At 61.4% G+C, this 15,971-nt stretch carries 14 protein-coding genes and 2 pseudogenes; 12 read left to right on the top strand and 4 right to left on the bottom strand.

The window, feature by feature from the left end; all coding sequences use genetic code 11:
- Positions 1-834 (bottom strand): annotated as a pseudogene (locus ACGLHR_RS37170) (hypothetical protein); the annotation flags it as partial.
- 167 nt (positions 835-1,001) lie between these two features.
- Between ACGLHR_RS37170 and ACGLHR_RS37165 the strand changes: the two are divergent.
- The 4 genes from ACGLHR_RS37165 (at position 1,002) to ACGLHR_RS37150 (ending at position 3,346) form a co-directional block, all read left to right on the top strand.
- The gene (locus ACGLHR_RS37165; protein WP_400100277.1) at positions 1,002-1,436 is read left to right on the top strand and encodes a hypothetical protein; all 435 of its coding nucleotides are present in this window, start codon (positions 1,002-1,004) and stop codon (positions 1,434-1,436) included.
- Between the two features lie 16 nt (positions 1,437-1,452).
- Entirely contained in the window at positions 1,453-1,791 is a 339-nt protein-coding gene (locus ACGLHR_RS37160) for a hypothetical protein (RefSeq protein ID WP_400100275.1), read from the top strand.
- Between the two features lie 140 nt (positions 1,792-1,931).
- Entirely contained in the window at positions 1,932-2,903 is a 972-nt protein-coding gene (locus ACGLHR_RS37155) for a DUF932 domain-containing protein (protein ID WP_400100273.1), read from the top strand.
- Positions 2,904-2,959: 56 nt separating this feature from the next.
- Entirely contained in the window at positions 2,960-3,346 is a 387-nt protein-coding gene (locus tag ACGLHR_RS37150; protein ID WP_400100271.1) for a hypothetical protein, read from the top strand.
- Positions 3,347-4,224: 878 nt separating this feature from the next.
- On the opposite strand, the gene ACGLHR_RS37145 is transcribed toward ACGLHR_RS37150, so the two are convergent.
- On the bottom strand, positions 4,225-4,623 hold the full coding sequence (locus ACGLHR_RS37145; protein WP_400100269.1) for a hypothetical protein: 399 nt from the start codon (positions 4,621-4,623) through the stop codon (positions 4,225-4,227).
- A gap of 102 nt (positions 4,624-4,725) precedes the next feature.
- Here ACGLHR_RS37145 and ACGLHR_RS37140 point away from each other — a divergent pair, with 102 nt between their 5' ends.
- Complete coding sequence (locus ACGLHR_RS37140) at positions 4,726-4,947, top strand: transcriptional regulator (RefSeq protein WP_400100267.1); 222 nt, start codon at positions 4,726-4,728, stop codon at positions 4,945-4,947.
- Positions 4,948-5,460: 513 nt separating this feature from the next.
- On the opposite strand, the gene ACGLHR_RS37135 is transcribed toward ACGLHR_RS37140, so the two are convergent.
- Entirely contained in the window at positions 5,461-6,495 is a 1,035-nt protein-coding gene (locus ACGLHR_RS37135; RefSeq protein WP_400100265.1) for a hypothetical protein, read from the bottom strand.
- Between the two features lie 1,412 nt (positions 6,496-7,907).
- On the opposite strand from ACGLHR_RS37135, the gene ACGLHR_RS37130 reads away from it, so the two are divergent.
- Positions 7,908-8,084, top strand: coding sequence for a hypothetical protein (locus tag ACGLHR_RS37130; RefSeq protein WP_400100263.1), 177 nt, complete (start codon positions 7,908-7,910; stop codon positions 8,082-8,084).
- Positions 8,085-8,196: 112 nt separating this feature from the next.
- Here the strand turns inward: ACGLHR_RS37130 and ACGLHR_RS37125 are convergent, their stop codons facing one another.
- Entirely contained in the window at positions 8,197-9,093 is an 897-nt protein-coding gene (locus tag ACGLHR_RS37125) for a MurR/RpiR family transcriptional regulator (protein WP_400100261.1), read from the bottom strand.
- 221 nt (positions 9,094-9,314) lie between these two features.
- Here ACGLHR_RS37125 and iolC point away from each other — a divergent pair, with 221 nt between their 5' ends.
- The 6 genes and pseudogenes from iolC (at position 9,315) to ACGLHR_RS37095 (ending at position 15,741) form a co-directional block, all read left to right on the top strand.
- Positions 9,315-11,285: a 5-dehydro-2-deoxygluconokinase gene (gene iolC, locus ACGLHR_RS37120; RefSeq protein WP_400100259.1), complete on the top strand. Its 1,971-nt coding sequence runs from the start codon at positions 9,315-9,317 to the stop codon at positions 11,283-11,285.
- On the top strand, positions 11,282-12,133 hold the full coding sequence (iolB, locus tag ACGLHR_RS37115) for a 5-deoxy-glucuronate isomerase (RefSeq protein ID WP_400100257.1): 852 nt from the start codon (positions 11,282-11,284) through the stop codon (positions 12,131-12,133). The genes iolC and iolB overlap by 4 nt, the downstream gene beginning before the upstream one ends.
- Before the next feature lie 78 nt (positions 12,134-12,211).
- Complete coding sequence (locus tag ACGLHR_RS37110; RefSeq protein WP_400100255.1) at positions 12,212-13,186, top strand: Bug family tripartite tricarboxylate transporter substrate binding protein; 975 nt, start codon at positions 12,212-12,214, stop codon at positions 13,184-13,186.
- 59 nt (positions 13,187-13,245) lie between these two features.
- Positions 13,246-14,226, top strand: coding sequence for a tripartite tricarboxylate transporter substrate binding protein (locus tag ACGLHR_RS37105; protein ID WP_400100253.1), 981 nt, complete (start codon positions 13,246-13,248; stop codon positions 14,224-14,226).
- Positions 14,227-14,334: 108 nt separating this feature from the next.
- Positions 14,335-14,715, top strand: a pseudogene (locus ACGLHR_RS37100) (aldehyde dehydrogenase family protein); the annotation flags it as partial.
- Positions 14,716-15,243: 528 nt separating this feature from the next.
- A complete protein-coding gene (locus tag ACGLHR_RS37095) occupies positions 15,244-15,741 on the top strand; it encodes a hypothetical protein (protein WP_400100252.1) in 498 nt (165 codons plus the stop codon).
- Positions 15,742-15,971 lie beyond the last annotated feature (230 nt).

The raw sequence follows: 15,971 nt of genomic DNA, 5'->3' as shown, positions 1-15,971 counted from the left end.
AGTACCACGCCACTGACTCCATTTTCGGTTCGAGGACACGGAGGGTGCCCTAATTTTCGTCACCTTGAAAGGGGTGGCTGTTAGGCCGAAGCGAATGGACCGCGCGCGTGACCGCGACGTAGGCCAGATTGATTGGCCTTCTGCAGGTCCAGATCGGCGTCGGCGAAATCGAGAATCGTTCGCCATGACGACACGAGAGAGAGGTCCTGGCCTTTCGATTTGTGAGCCGTGGCCAGCGTCAAGTCGCCGGTCTGTTCTGGTGCCGTCAGAGAGTGCCGCGAGGCGTGGGATGAGGCACGAGATGTCGTCCCCGTAAAGGCTCACGACGTTGACGAGTCGGTTTGTCTCCGGGTCTTCCGTCGCCTCCGCGTAGTGCGCCATTTCCGCAAAGGAGCGGAACTGGCGCACCAAGGGATCGCGCACCTGATAGAGGAAGTTGTAGCCGTCGATGCCTCCGACAAATGCCAGCGTGTAGCGGAGCCGGACAGCAGTTGCGGCCTGAGGCGAATACCTCAGCAATGGTTCGGCACAGGCATGCATATGGGCCGTACGATCGGAAGATCTTCGATCTGCGTATCCGCGCCGAGATTCAGCATGGTGCGCTGTTCGATAGGCTAGGGCGTGGACCGTCTTGCACACCGTGTTGGCCGAGAAAATCACCTGGGCTGCAGCGGCCGCCGCTCGGTTGTAGGCCAGGTAAAGCCCGCGCTTCTTCTGGTGGGTGCCCGCCTTCATGGTCGTGGTCTTCGCCGCGCCGGAGAAGGCGATCACCATGATCAGAGCCGTGTCCAACGGATCGTCGATGATCTCTTGCTGCTCTTCCGTCAACGCCATGTCTTCTCTTCCTAACACCTCCGCTGTGGTGCGCGTGTGTCACCACAAATCACGATTCATTTTCTTGGCGTTTCTCTTGCGCGGCCACCCCGAAAACGATGCAGAATTGAACCCGTTACCCCTTTTTCAAATCGCCGCAGCGGCGGCACGCACCGGAAGGGGGTGAAATGACAGAGGTAGCAGTAGGCAAGGGATTTATGCGGCGGCTCGGGAAGCTCCAGCCCGAGCGAGAATGCGACGAGCCCGTGCATATTGCGCGGCTCATTTCGCCCGCTTACCGCACAGAAGACGAGCTCGGCCTGGTCTATCCCATTGGCGCGTTACAGCGCCGGGATTTGGTCCACGCGCTCCCAGTGTTCGACCATCGCGATTTCATCACACGCGCGTTTTTGCGACATCACGAGCGCTTTTTTGATAGCGAAGGTCGCATCCATCAATTCCACAAGGCGACTCCGGAATCATTCGTACTATACGGCACGATCGTCACGGACAGCGCCAATCGTCTCGTCGATTTCTGCGTGCAGTCCGGCAGTCGCCAGGAATATAGCAGACAGCTGATCCGCAGTGTAATTGCCGTCTTGTGCTGTCGCGAGGCGCAGTAAGGAAGATCCAACAACCATGAAAATGCACCCAGACGATCAGGGTGGGCTGGATCTTGCACCGCCCGAAGAGAACCTCGAGGTGGAGGCTGCTGGTAGCCCGTCGCGAGGACGCAAGTCCAAGAAACCGCACAACCTGTTGATCGCCGGCTTCCGCACTCTGGAGATTGAACTGGTACTCATTCAGCGGGGCAACACGTTTTTGGTCCGAAAATGCTGCGTTCAACGGTATGTCGAACAGGCCCGTACTCCGGTACCGGACAAAGACACGGGGATAGCTGCGCTGGTCAACGAGTTGGCAACTGCCGGCATCACCGGTCCGTTAGCCCGCATGCGCTGCGCGCGCTTCGGGTTCTAACTTTCTTCCCACAACTTCGTGAAGCCCCTCTGGGCTTCCGTTTGCGCCGTTGAGGCGGCGTAGACGGAAGGTCCGATACCTCCTGGTTTTCTTTGCGGCACCCAGCCGCATTGTCATAAACGCCACCCAGGAGATTCCAAATGGCTCACGAACTACAACTCTCTCTCGACGGCACGGCCTCCATGGCCTACGTCGGTGCAATGCCGTGGCATGGCCTCGGCCAGAAGCTCACTGAGAACGCTACGATCGAAGACTGGCGCCGCGAAGCCAAGCTGGATTGGCATCTGCACCGCAGCACGGTGCAGTTCATGAATGGCGAGATGCACGACTTCCCGGAGCATCACGTGCTCTACCGAAGCGACAGCAACGCGCCGCTGGCGGTGGTTTCCGATCGCTACAAAATCGTCCAGCCGGGCGAGGTCCTGGAATTCTTTCGTGACCTGGTCGCTCACTCGGGCTTCACGCTCGAGACCGCGGGCAGCCTGAAGGGCGGGCGCCGAATCTGGGCGCTGGCCAGGACGGGCTTCGATGCGGAAGTGGTCGACAACGATCCGGTGAAGAACTACCTGTTGCTGGCGACATCTTGCGATGGCTCGCTCGCAACGACCGCGCAGTTCACCTCGGTTCGTGTGGTCTGCAACAACACCCTGCACCTGAGCCTGCACGGCGCGCAAGCCGCGTTGGCCAACGCCTCGGTGATCAAGGTACGCCACAACACGGAATTCGATCCGACCGTGGTGCAGGACCAGCTCGGCTTGATCGGCGAGAAGGTCTTCGGCAGTTTCATCGACCGCATGAAGAACTTGTCGCGGAAGCCGGTCTCGGCCGCGCAGGCTGACGCCGTGCTGCAGTCTTTGATGAGTTCGATTGCAACCCCGGATGTCACCAAGTCGCGAGGCTACAAGACCGTCATGGGGCTATTCAACGGCGCCGGCAAGGGCGCCGGGTTGGACGGTGTCAGGGGTACGGCATGGGGGCTGCTCAACGCGGTCACCGAGTACCACGATTTCCATATCCGCGCACGCGGTCAGGACAATCGCCTGAACTCCGCTTGGTTCGGCATTGGTGCCAACGCCAAGGAAAAGGCGCTCAAAGCGCTGGAAGCACTGTAAGCCGTACCGCCGCCGCCAGCCGTAAGGCTGGCGCGGCGCCACACCTGGAGATTGCCATGAGCCAACATCACTTTGAAACTATCCACGGGTCCTACCGCATCGACGTCGTTCTCGGCTGGGATCGGCCGCTGCACCACTTCTTTCTCTGGGTGGAGCGCCTGAACGTGCCCTGCAATGCGCCGCCGGCACCAGAGTTGGCCTTTGCCGACGTGGAGGAGAATTCCGAGTGCGATGGTCCGGAAGAGCCATCGGAGGAATTCATTTATCACAACCTGGACGACACCGCTTCGATGGGTGCCGGCCTCTCTTACTTCCGGAGCAAGCTCGCCGCACTTGGCGTCACCGTGCCGGAGACCATGTTCACTCAGGTCCTGCGCGACAAAGCACTCAACATCGGCAACCGCTATGTGCTCTATCAACCCGATGGCTCCTTCGAAGGGTAGGCGGTGAATGGTCTTCCTACTCCATTGAAAGCTCGGCTCTGCGCCGCGTTTTCGGACTGCTGATGCAGTCCGAAAACTAGACAGAGATCGTGCAGATATCCGCTGTCTACCAGGCTCGGATCAGAATGACTGACGAACAAGATTGTGTTTGCGTCTTCGAGAGATAGGCGCGATGCGGAGAGCTTCGCTATTACTTCATCGGCTTCGTGCAGATGGTCAATAGCAGTCGTCATGTGCTGATGCTGTCGGGATACATTCGCCATGTCATCAGCTCTACTGGTCTTGCGAGTCATCGTCACGAAAACCAGGGTCATTCCGGCATACCCAGCGCACCGCCATGACCAGCGCAATGAGCACAACCACGGCGTATCCACCTACAGCGAGTGCGACAGTCATGTTGACCCCATCACGTGTCCGTAGTCGAGAAACTACCCGCTCTGCCGGAGTGGTAGTGCGGGTGGTATCAGGGACTACAAGAAAGTTTGTATCGATGCGTTGAATTGGCATATGACAGGATTTGAATGTGGTTTTTCGCCTTTTTCATCCATAGGAAAACTGCCAGACGCTGTCAGCACGGTTGTTCAGCACGGAGGCCCCAGTGGTGTAGGCGTTACGATGAACCACGCGGCAAGGGCAGGGCGGATCATCGCGGCAATCAGCGCCAGCAGGCCAAGAGTGAAGAGAAAATGGACGAATCCGTGCGTTGTTAGTAGCAGGTCTTGGTTTGTGAACCTCCGCCACCAATCAATCGGGCGGCGCAGAGTTGTTGGCGATTCGCATTGGCCGCTAGCTACGGCATCCTGCTAATTTCAAGGCTCAATAGTCTGGTGAATGATTGCTTGCTCCTCCGGAGTGCACTTCAGCAGAAGGGGCGCTTGTTATGAGAGGCACCCTGCCACGAACTTAGCAATCACTGCGTCCAGATTTGCCCTGTCCTGAATGGAGAGTCGGTCCAATTCGGCGCGCGGCGTGCTGAAAGGCCAAACGTGCGCCTGGTTCCCGGCCGTTGATTTGTCGTTGACGGGCGCATTGTCTTTGGCGCCATGGTCAGCATCCATCCACCCTGCAGGGACTCGCATTGCCGCCTCAATCTTCCGCGCGGCGTCATCCCCCAGCGTCTTCGGCTTCCCGCTTTTCGAGTCGGGCGCTTTCGTCCGGATCTGGCTGATGTATGCGGCCGATAGGCCTGCGGCATTGGCGAGCGCGACAGCCCTTCCGCCGAACTGCTGTATGGCCAGCTCGAGGTTGGTGCGCCTGATTTCGTCGATCGTTCGCATGAGTGAAGGTGTTAGCATAACGCTAATTAGATAGCAGAACGCTAAGCTTTGAAATGGGCGCTACGCTATTGACAACAAATAGCGTAGCGCTATGATTTCGTCATGGATCTCAAGACATACTTGTCCCAAGAGCGTGGCAGAGCCCGCAAAATCGCACGCGCAATCGGCGCGCATCAGCCTGATGTGAGTCGATGGATTAGCGGCGTGCGGCCCGTGCCGATCCGGTTTGGCTGGCCGATCGAGAAAGCCACGAATGGCGCGGTGACTAGAAAGGATCTGTTCCCAAATGACTGGCAAACATATTGGCCGGATTTAGAGGGCTAGGCCGTGCGCATGATTGGCCTTTGCCTTCGGCGTGACCGAGATGGTCCGGCCCAGCCGCCTTCCGATGAGAGCCCCGTCCAGGTCTGGCGAGTTATTCGGTGTCTCGCAGGAGGAGGGTACCGGCGATGAGAAGGATATGTCGGCCGCTGATTGTGGAGGAATGGGCCGTCAGGGCCACGTGCGTTGTCATGCGTGGGGAATGCCACGCAAACTGAGATCTCGGCGTGAGCGGGTGGGTGCCGGCACGGAATTCGGCGAACTTGAACATGACCGCCGGTGGGTGATACACCCACAGCCCGTTCTCTCGCCCTGGCCAGGCTCCGAGGTAGCCACTCGGTGCCGAGCCCGAGTTCGAGCAACGGCAGCGTGGTGTCCTCCAGTTGCAGGTGCGGTGCCTAAGCGTCCCTCTTCGAGGACGCGCTTCGCAAACCTCGCCAGCCAACGAGTATGGTCGATAGATGAGAATCATTCATGTCCACGCCGATTCAATGATCGGCGCAGACCTGCTCTTGGTCAGTCTTCCGCTGCTCCCCATTGATAGAAACCCCGGGCGTTTGCCATCATCGGCTCGGCGACAACGCGAACTATATCTGGAGGGAAGCACTTTCGGATGGCCTCCTCAAATAGCGGCAGGCCGCCGCCGGTGAGCACCACATTGTCGAACGCAGTCGACACCAAACGCTTCTTGAGTTGATCCGTTACATCGTCCGCAAATTCTTTCGCCTTCGCATGGTAGGGGCCCATGTCGATCATTCCCGCGCCGATCAGTGCAAGCTCGTTTCGCCTTAACCCACGGCTCGCTGTGTAGTAATCGATATGGATCCCTAATTCTCTCGTCATTGTATTCGCCAGTCTGTAAATAATAGAGGCCATCCCTTCCGGGATAGCTCCTGATTCGTCGTAGATTGGCTTCGTGCCCCTGGCTGCATACCAATCGAAAGTCCGCTCCCCCGGATCAATGACCAGATTGGCGCGCTCGCCGTTGAGGTCTTCCTCGCTTCCCTCTCTCGTCGCCCAGTACACTAAGCTCCCAACGGGTTGCGGGACAACCTCGACATTCTGGAGGCGTACCGCAATTTCAGGGCCGTATCGGGCTTCGAGTGAGGGAGGCGTTGGAATTGAGAGTCGCTTCCCCTGATAGCGTTGACGCAACGTCTCTCGTCTCAGAGAAAACTGCGAGAGCGGCAATCCGAGTACGAGCTTGTGGATGGATCTTCTAATGACGCCGCTCTTGCGAAACATGTAGTGCAGGCCTCCGATGACGTGCGCCTCGTATTCTGGGCTGTCACTATAAGTATCAGTCACTATCGGCTCGGGAACGTATAAATGGGTATCCGGACCAATCCAATAGTATCGGCCATTTACCAACACCTTTACTTCATCATAGCTGGCTCGCATCCCATTCAGTTTATGGCTTTCGGTCGCACCGAACCAATCAGGCTTCACTCGTGCTGGGTATGCAAGGTCGCCGTCTCCCCAGTCCATTTTTATGTTGCCATATCCAATGTCCATTCCCACAACAAGTTGGTCTGTAGCCTTTTTCGACATTACCTACTCCTAGAATTTGTGTGACTTTACGGGCGCGCGCGGGACGGCAGATGGAGATTGATTGGGCAAAGCACTCACGCTGGGAACTCGCTCAAGTACTTCGTACCCGCGAATTAGTAAGGTCTTAATGTAATGAGCGCGCTCTCTGCTCCCTGCGTGGCCTGCAAAGGTGCTGAGTTTCTCGAAAAGAGGGCCATCAGTGGACGCGATCGCTACCTGAACAGTGATTTTGTGTTGCTTTTGCATGATCGAAAATTGCCGAGGAATGATTGCATGGGGTAAAAATGCGAATAGCAACGTACATCGAATTGGCGGTGCTCCCACGGTTCGATGTACTTACGGGATTCAGTGTCGTCAAACTGACGGCAGGATTGGGCGACGAATGCATATGAAAAGGTGTTGTGATTCGGAGCCGGGACAAAAATGGCAATTGCGGCGAGCGTCCAAGTCGCACTGGTGCCTGTCCGCCGGAGTGGGCTCTATGGATGTTGTTCTCTCGGGGTATCGAGCACGGCTGTGAGCAGAGTGAGGACGAAGACGAGCCACAAGTGTCCAAACGGGTGCCTGTAAGCAGCAAGATCGTGGAGACGATGAGTTAGGTGTCGACAGTTGAGCGGGCCGCACCGGCGTGAGCACAGCGCCGAATTCAATGACGGCGCTGGAACAAATCCGCCAGGAGGGCGTGTCTGTGGATCGCGTGTCACTCAAACGCGGCGTGAACCCGCCGACTGTTCGAGGCCGCTGGCCGACGACGAGGCCAGTCAATAAGTCTAGTTGCAGCACGCTCAGACCCAGGGGCCAGTCACTGCCCGCTCACCTTCGCTGAGTTGGATGCCACTGCGAGCACGGGGACGAGCGTTGCCGGACATCAGGCTGCGGACAAGGGATGGCATGCGTGGGAGAGGGCGTCAGCGAGCAAATGGACATTGCTGGCGGAGTTCTTCGCGCACCGCCACAGCTATGGCAAGTGGGCCTGCGGCGGCTGCCAAGGCCTGGTGCAAGAAGTCGTTGAACCGCGGATCACTGACGATGGCAAGCCCGCAGCCGCATTGATGGCGTACACGCTAAGCGCTTCGGGGATCACGTGCCGCATTACGCGGGCGACGATCAACGGACGTTCGAGTGTGTCAGTTGCCGGCAAACCATGTCACTCTGGTGCCGGGCCAAAGGCGTCTGCCTCCAGATCGTGCTCGAATTCCACCGGCCAGCCCTTGTCTATCCCGCCGGCGTACTGGTGAGACACGCCAGTCATGGGCCGTAGGATGCTGACTATGCGTATGCCACTCTCAGCCCGGCGATCGCGCACGCCGGGGCGCTGGTCCAGCAGAGCGAGTAGCCGTTCGTCCGCCGCGGCTTTAGCTCGCTCCATCGCTACATGTTCGTGCAGGCATCTATCCCGGTGAAAAAAATCCATGCCCATACTGCGCGCCTCCAGTTCCAGGGACCTTGCGGGAATTGTCGACACCCTCAACCGGGGGCAAGCGCTGTATGCGTTGTCGGGGGCGGATGCGGGGTTCAAGACGTTGGCCATCGAGGAGCGCGACACCGACTGGAAGGCTGAGGACATGGCCTCCAATCTAAGCGACTGAAGAGGCCCTTTCGGGAGCGCATCTCAGTGCGTGGTCGAGACGTTGGCGTTCGGTCCGGCCGATTTGCAGGCTCCATCGCTCAATGCAAGCCTGCGCGCACAAAATCGTCACGCTAAGTTCTCCCCGAGCGCGCCTTTCCCCCTGACGCCGCCTCCGCCAGCGGCTGCGCATAGGCAATCTCCAGCCGATACGCCAGTGCCATGAACAGCGATTGCGCCAGGCAAAGCGTACTAGTCAGCGACCGGAACCCGAACGTAGCGCCATCCTGCACCGGCAGCAAAACCCGCGCATGATCCGCCAAAGGACTAAGTGGACTATCGCTAATGGCAAGTACGCGCGCTCCGCGTTCGACCGCTTCCTGCACTGCCAGCAGCGTCTCCTGCGCATAGGGCTCGAACGACACGGCAATCATCACATCGTCTGGCTTAAGCGCCCGCAGTTGCCCCTGCTGCATATACCCCAGCCCGTTCAGCCACTGAATCGGCTTGCCCGTGTGTTGCAGCGCGTAAGCGAGATAGGCCCCCACCGGGAAGGCGCGGCGCGACGCCGCCAGCCAGATCGAGGGTGCTTGCACCAGGAGTTCCACCGCCTCGTCAAATAGCGTGTCGGTGACCCCGCGCTGGAGGGCTTCCAGGCTTTCGATGCTGCCGGCGATGACCTCCTGCGCGATGCCGGTGGGAGAGAGCGGCCTTTCACTGACCCGGATCAGGTCCCGAACTCGATCCTGATAGTCCCGGTTAGGCGCGAGTTGCCGGGCCGCACTGTCGCGGAACAGCGCCTGCATCTGCGAGAACCCCGAGAAACCAAAATGCTTGGCGAAGCGAATGATCGCTGACGGCTGCACGCCGCAATGGCGGGCTACATCGTGCACACCATCGAGGACGAGGCGCTCGCGGTTTTTCTCGACGTATTGGGCGATGGTCTTCAACTGCTTGCTCAGGCTGGGGAAGCCGGCTTGCATGGAGGCCAGAAATTGGTCGGCGTTGGCGTAGGGGGGGTTCGTGGTCATGCTGGGGCGTGTGGGGTAGCGGGCAGGGCGACACCCCCCGCGTCACGGCGAGGGGAAGTTCGGAATGGAAAATATTTTCTCATAAGTACAAAAACGGAACAAAAATTCTATTTCTCGGCTATCATTCCATCCAAGACGAGGAGGGGACGCGAAACCTTTCCCTCGGCTTTCCCTTGATTCCTGTCGCGCAGCGGCAGTCTATGACCTGATGACGGACACGAATGCGTTCTCTTTCCTTTCCCGCCGACCGGGACATCGATGTCGCCTGCCTGGGACGGCTGGCGGTCGACCTTTATGCCCAGCAGATTGGTTGCGGCCTGGAGTCGGCGAGCACCTTCGCCAAATACCTCGGCGGCTCCTCGGCCAATATCGCTTTTGGCACGGCCCGGCTGGGCCTGCGCTCGGCGATGATCTCGCGGGTCGGCAACGAGCAGAACGGACGTTTCCTGCTTGATACGCTTATCCGGGAAGGCTGCGACGTCAGCCAGGTGCAGATCGACGACGCGCGCCTGACCGGGATGGTACTCCTGGGTATCAAGGACCAGGACACTTTCCCGCTGCTGTTCGCCCGCGAAAACTGCGCCGATATGGCGCTGGATGTCGAGGCGATCGACGCCGACTTCCTGGCCCGCTGCCGCAGCCTGGTGATCACGGGTACGCACCTGAGCACGCCGGGCGTGCTGGCGGCCTCGCTGCGCGCGCTGGATATCGCCGGGCGGCATGGCGTGGTGCGGGTACTGGATATTGACTACCGGCCAGTGCTGTGGGGCCTGACGGGCAAGGGCGATGGCGAGACGCGCTATATCGGTAACGCTGAGGTCAGCCTGCACTTGCAGGCGCAGCTCGGCGCCTTTGAGCTGATCATCGGCACGGAGGAAGAATGGCTGATCGCCGGCGGCGAGGCCGACCTGATGGCCAGCCTGCGCCGCGTGCGCGCGTGTACCGGTGCCACGCTGGTGGTCAAGCGGGGCCCGCTGGGATGTTCCGTCGTGCAGGGTGGGATTCCGGCTGCCATCGACGACGCGCTGACCGTGCACGGCGAGCGCGTAGAGGTGCTCAACGTGCTGGGGGCGGGCGATGCCTTTGCCTCCGGCTTGCTGAGCGGCCTGCTGCGTGGCAAGGACTGGCGCGAGGCCGCGGCCATCGCCAATGCCTGCGGCGCCATCGTGGTGTCCCGACACGGTTGCGCACCGGCCATGCCGACGCCGGCGGAGTTGGCGCACTGGTTCTCGGGCCAGCGGCATTCGCGCCCGGACCAGGATGCGGAGCTTGCGCACCTGCATCGCGTATCGATCAAGCGGCCGCAATGGCCGGAGCTGTATGTCCTGGCCTACGATCATCGCGCGCAGTTCGAGGACATGGCGCGTGCCGTGGGCGCCGACGCCAGCGCCGTGCCGGCGCTCAAGCGCCTGATTACGGAAGTGGTAGCCGAGGTGGAGACCGAAGCCGGCTGCCGCGGCAAGATCGGCGTGCTGATCGATGGCCGCCTGGGCGAGTCCGCCCTGCACGACGCGACCGGCCGCGGCTGGTGGCTGGGCCGGCCAATCGAGCTGCCAGGTTCGCGCCCGCTGCGCTTCGACGGCACGCGTTCGCTGGCCTCGGATCTCGCGCACTGGCCGCGCGAGCAGGTGGTGAAGTGCCTCGTTTTCTATCACCCGGACGATCCGGCGGCGCTGCGCGCGGAGCAGGACGAACAGTTGCAGGTGGTGTGGGAAGCCACGCGGTATAGCGGCCACGAACTGCTGCTCGAAGTGATTCCGCCCAAGGACAGCTTGGCGCCCGACGACGAGGGCGAGGCCGTGGTGCGCGCGATCCGCCACTTCTACGATATCGGGCTGAAGCCGGAATGGTGGAAGGTGGGCGCGATGGCCAACCACCAGTGGCGTGCGCTGGAGGCCCTGGTGAAGGAGCGCGATCCGTGGTGCCGTGGCGCCGTGATCCTTGGCCTGAACCAGCCGCTTGAACAACTGGTGGAGAGCTTCGGACAAGCGACCTCGCCGCTGGTCAAGGGTTTTATGATCGGCCGCACGGTCTGGGCCGATGCCAGCCTGGCCTGGCTTGGCAAGGAGATCGACGACGCCTCGTTCCGGGCGCAGGTGGGCGCCAATTTCCGCCGCCTGATCGCAGGCTGGCGAGCCAGCCGCCCGGCGGCACAGGCAGAGGCGGTTGCCATTGAGCAGGGGGTCATATGAGCCACGCCGAAGTGTTCCCAAATGGCGCCAACGGGGCGAACCTGGCGCAAGCGGGCCGCAGCCTGCTCGTCAAGGCGCAACCCGGCCGCGTGATCGCGGACATTACACCCCGGTCGGCAGGCTGGCGGCACGTGGGCTTCAAGGCGCTGCGATTAGGCGCGGGCGAGGCCGAGGCGTTTGCCACCGGCACGCGCGAGTTGTGCATTACGGTGCTGTCCGGCCAGCTCGACGTGCTGGTCGGGAACCAACGCTATTCCGCGCTGGGCAGCCGCCAGTCGGTGTTTGAGGATCAGTCTCCCTATGCGATCTACGTGCCCCCGGGCCGCGACGTATGCATCGACGCGCGCACCGGGGCCGAGGTGGCGCTCAGCACCGCGCCGGCGCAGGGCCGCTTGCCAGCGCGCGTGATTGAGCCAGGCCAGATGCGGCGCAGCGTGCGGGGGGAGGGCGCCAATACGCGCTATGTCTGTGACATCCTGCCCGAGAGCGAACCGGCCGAAGGGCTGCTGGTGGTGGAGGTGATCACGCCTTCCGGCCATTCGTCCAGCTACCCGCCGCACAAGCACGACAGTGCGGGCACGGACGAGACAGCGCTGGAGGAAGCGTACTACCACCAGATCAATCCGCCGCAGGGATTTGCCTTCCAGCGCGTGTACACCGACGACCGCAGCCTCGACGAGGCGATGGCCGTGGAGCATCGCGACACCGTGATGGTGCCGCGCGGCTACCACCCTTGCGCCGTGCCGTACGGCTACGACCTGTATTACCTCAACACGATGGCCGGCCCCGAGCGGCGCTGGGCGTTCAAGAACGATCCCGCGCATGAGTGGATGCTCGTACCGCGCTGAACGCCTGCTGCTCACCCGCGGCCAGATTCGAAAAGACAAGGGAACATCGTAGTTCCCGGCACAACTGGAGACATCGACATGAAGAGCAAACTCGCCCGTATCTTGACGAGTGCCGCGCTGGCGCTTGGCTGCGCCGGCGGCGCGCACGCGCAGGCCTACCCAACTCAGCCGGTCAAATGGATTGTCCCCTACGCGCCGGGCGGCACTACGGACGTGATCGCGCGCGGCCTGGCCGTGAAGATGGGGCAGGACCTGGGCCAGCCGGTGGTGGTGGAAAACCGCCCAGGCGCCGCCAGCATCATCGGCGCCACCGCGATCGCGCGCGCCGCGCCTGACGGCTACACCATCGGCACCGCGGATTCGGGGACGCTGGCCTTCAACCCGGCCATGTACGCCACCCTGAGCTACGACGCCGACAAGGACTTCACCTTTATTGGAGGGCTGGGGCGCATGCCGCTGGTGCTGGCCGTGCATCCGGCTTTCCCGGCGCGCGACCTGAAGGAATTCCTGGCGCTGGCGCGCAAGACACCCGGTAAGGTTTCCTCTGCATCGTCGGGGCCGGGTTCGCCACTGCATGTCGCGTTGGAACTGTTCAAACAGCGCACCAAGACCGATATCCTGCACGTCCCCTATAAGGGTTCTTCGCCCGCGCTGCAGGACCTGATGGCGGGGCAGGTGCAGTCGATGTTCGTCGACCTGCCGCCCAGCCTGTCCTTGATCCGCAGCGGCAAGATTCGCGTGCTGGCGGTGGCTACGCCGCAGCGGCTGGCCATCCTGCCCGATGTGCCGACCATGGCCGAAGCGGGCCTGCCCGGCTTCGAGGCCTACGCCTGGCAAGGCTTCGTCGGCCCGGCGCGGCTGCCGGCGCCGGTGGTGACACGCCTGAGCAAGGAGTTGGTCGCAGCGCTGCAGCATCCGGAGACTCGCGCCAAGCTGGAGGAACTCGGCATCCAGCCGATGCCGATGTCTCCTCAGGAATTCAACCAGTTCACGCGCAGCGAGCAGAAGTTGTGGTCCGGGGTGATCAAGGCGGCCGGCATCCGACTGGACTAAGCGCAGCGCAAAAACCACCGAGTCATTCCAAGCAAAGTTCATCGTAGAGACGCCGCATCATGACCTCATCGCTTCTTCAACGCCGCGCCGTACTGCGCGCCATGGCAGTCGTGTCCGCCGTGGCGGTTTGCCCGGCTTTTGCCCAGGGCGGGGCGTATCCAACCCATCCGATCGAACTGATCGTGCCGTTTGCCGCGGGGGGCGGTACCGACGTGCTGGCGCGTGCCTTCGCCGAAGCGGCGCGCAAGCATTTGCCGCAGAGCTTCGTGGTCCTGAACAAGTCCGGCGCCAGCGGTGCGGTGGGCTGGGCCGACTTGGTCAGCGCCAAGCCGGACGGCTATCGGCTCGCCATCATTACGGTCGAGCTGACGATGATTCCGCATATGGGCCTGGCCAAGTTCACCGCGGACGACATGATTCCGCTGGCTCGCCTGAACGCCGACCCGGCCACCATTGCGGTGCGCGCCGACTCGCCGTACCAGACGATCGAGGAGTTCCTGGCCGCCGCCCGCAAGCAGCCCGGCATGCTCCGAGTGGGCAATGCCGGACCCGGCTCCCTCGGCCACCTGTCGGCGGCCGCGCTGGAGGACAAGGGCAGGATCCAGCTCAACCACGTGCCGTTCCGCGGCGCCAATCCCGCGGTGCTGGACCTGCTCGGCGGACATATCGAGGCCGTCGCGGTCACGCCGGTGGAGGTGGCCACCTATGTCGCAGCCGGCAAGATCCGCCCACTCGCGGTGATGTCAGAGCAGCGCATAAAGGGGGGCTGGGAAAAGGTGCCCACGCTCAAGGAACGCAACGTCGACCTGGTCATCAACGGCTGGCGCGGCATCGCGGCGCCCAAGGGCACGCCGCCCGAGGTGGTGGCCGTGCTGCGCGCCGCCATCGAGAAGACCATGCAGGAGCCTGCCTTGCGCGAAACCATGGCCAAGCAGAACATGGGTGAAGGCTATCTCGACGAATCCGCTTTCAAACGCCTGATTGCGCGCGACAATGCCACCTTCAAGCAGTTAATCACCAAGCTCGACATCAAGACCTGACTGCCAAGACCCGGCTGTGCCGATCAGCCGACATTGCCCACGGCGTAAAGCGCCGTGGCGCTCCCCCTTTCGCCTTACCCGAACCCCATTGACGCCACGCAACACTTCGTTACGCCCGCGATGCGCATCTACAAGGAGGAAATCTTCGGACCCGTGCTGGGCTGCGTACGGGTGAAAGATTTCGGCGAGGCGGTTGCGCTGATCAACGCGCACGAGTTCGGCAACGGCGTCTCTTGCTTCACGCGCGACGGCGGCGTGGCGCGCGAATTCGCCCGACGCATCGAAGTCGGCATGGTCGGCATCAATGTGCCGATCCCGGTGCCGATGGCCTGGCACGGCTTTGGCGGCTGGAAGCGCTCGCTGTTTGGCGATATGCACGCCTATGGCGAGGAGGGCGTGCGCTTCTACACGCGGCAGAAGTCCGTCATGCAGCGCTGGTCCGATAGCACGCCCAAAGGGGCGGATTTTGCAATGCCGACGGCTAAGTAACGCAAGCGCTGCGGGTAGCGATCCAGCACATGGAAATCTGTCCGCGCGATTGCAGTGGTGCACAACATGAATCTGGATGACGCTGCGCCTGAATTATGAAACAGCCTTGTTATTTGCGGCGTTTTTATTCCAGACTTGGAGACTTTTCCTGCTGCGGAGCGCGAAGCCTTTGCCCACGCCTACCGGAGGCACGGATTCATCGCGGTGCCAGGGCCATTTCACACAGCGCGTTCGATACCCGGATTGCATAGCGCGAAGCCGTCGTCGCGTCGATCCCGGTAAGGGCCTCAATAGCCCGAAGGCTTAGGTTGTTGCGCCACTTGACAAGCGTGATGCAGACAGCAGTAAAGGCGTCGTGCCTGAGCGGCCTGCCGCGACCCGTGGTCTTGAATGCCGGCGCGATGGCAGCGGCTAGCCGGCGCAGCGCTGTCGCTCGACAGCCTGTCAATTGCTTTACGGCAAATGCTTGCGTGAGGCCGTGCAATGGGTACACTCCGAACCTGATATTCAACAGCACTCCCTTCTGGCATGACACAAGGCAAGGCAGACAACATCGTGCAGGAATGGTTCGAGTCCAACGACCAGCGCGTTGTCGTCCTTGCTCGCCCGTACGGCTACTTGCTTGAGACCTGCCTCGCTTTGACGTTGCAGGCCAAGAACCTGCGAAACACGATCCACTTTGCTGTCCGGAATGTCCTGACCGCCTACGAGTGGGACGACAGCGCAGGCGCTTGGGTTGTAAAGAGCGAGTTGCACGAGGCCCAGCAGAAGGCAATCGATTGCTTTGCCGGCGTTGTCAGGACGTTGAATGCGAACCGTGAAGAGAAGTATCGCGCGGCCAAAGAGGCCGGCGGCGAAAAGGTTGAAAAGGCAAAGCTCACGCTGATCCCGGAACTCGGGCCGTCATCCCACCAGCCCGCTCGCCCCGGTCACCAAGATCTTCATTGCGTCACCTGTTCTTTCTGTAATTTCTGTATAAACAGAAATTACAGAAAGAGAAGCGGGAAGTCAAGCGCAGCCGCGTAAAGGCTAGCCGCAGCCAAGCTGGCCCAGCGCGACGTTTCTCTCCGAGTTCTGCTCAGGCTATACTCTGCTCGTCGCTGCAACAACAGCGATCGGGAATAGCAGCCCGAAATACGTAGACGAACGGCCGCCGCAAGGCGGGATTTTTCGATTCGCTAACGTAGGAGGCACTCATGCCCCAGTCTTCGCTCGCCCATTCCGGGCAACGCTTGACCCGCCTTAGTCCACTCGCC

Source organism: Cupriavidus sp. CuC1, from assembly GCF_044627735.1.
GTDB classification, from domain to species: Bacteria; Pseudomonadota; Gammaproteobacteria; order Burkholderiales; family Burkholderiaceae; genus Cupriavidus; species Cupriavidus ulmosensis.
Note: the sequence above shows the minus strand (reverse complement) of the source record. Positions and strands in the feature narration are given on the sequence as shown.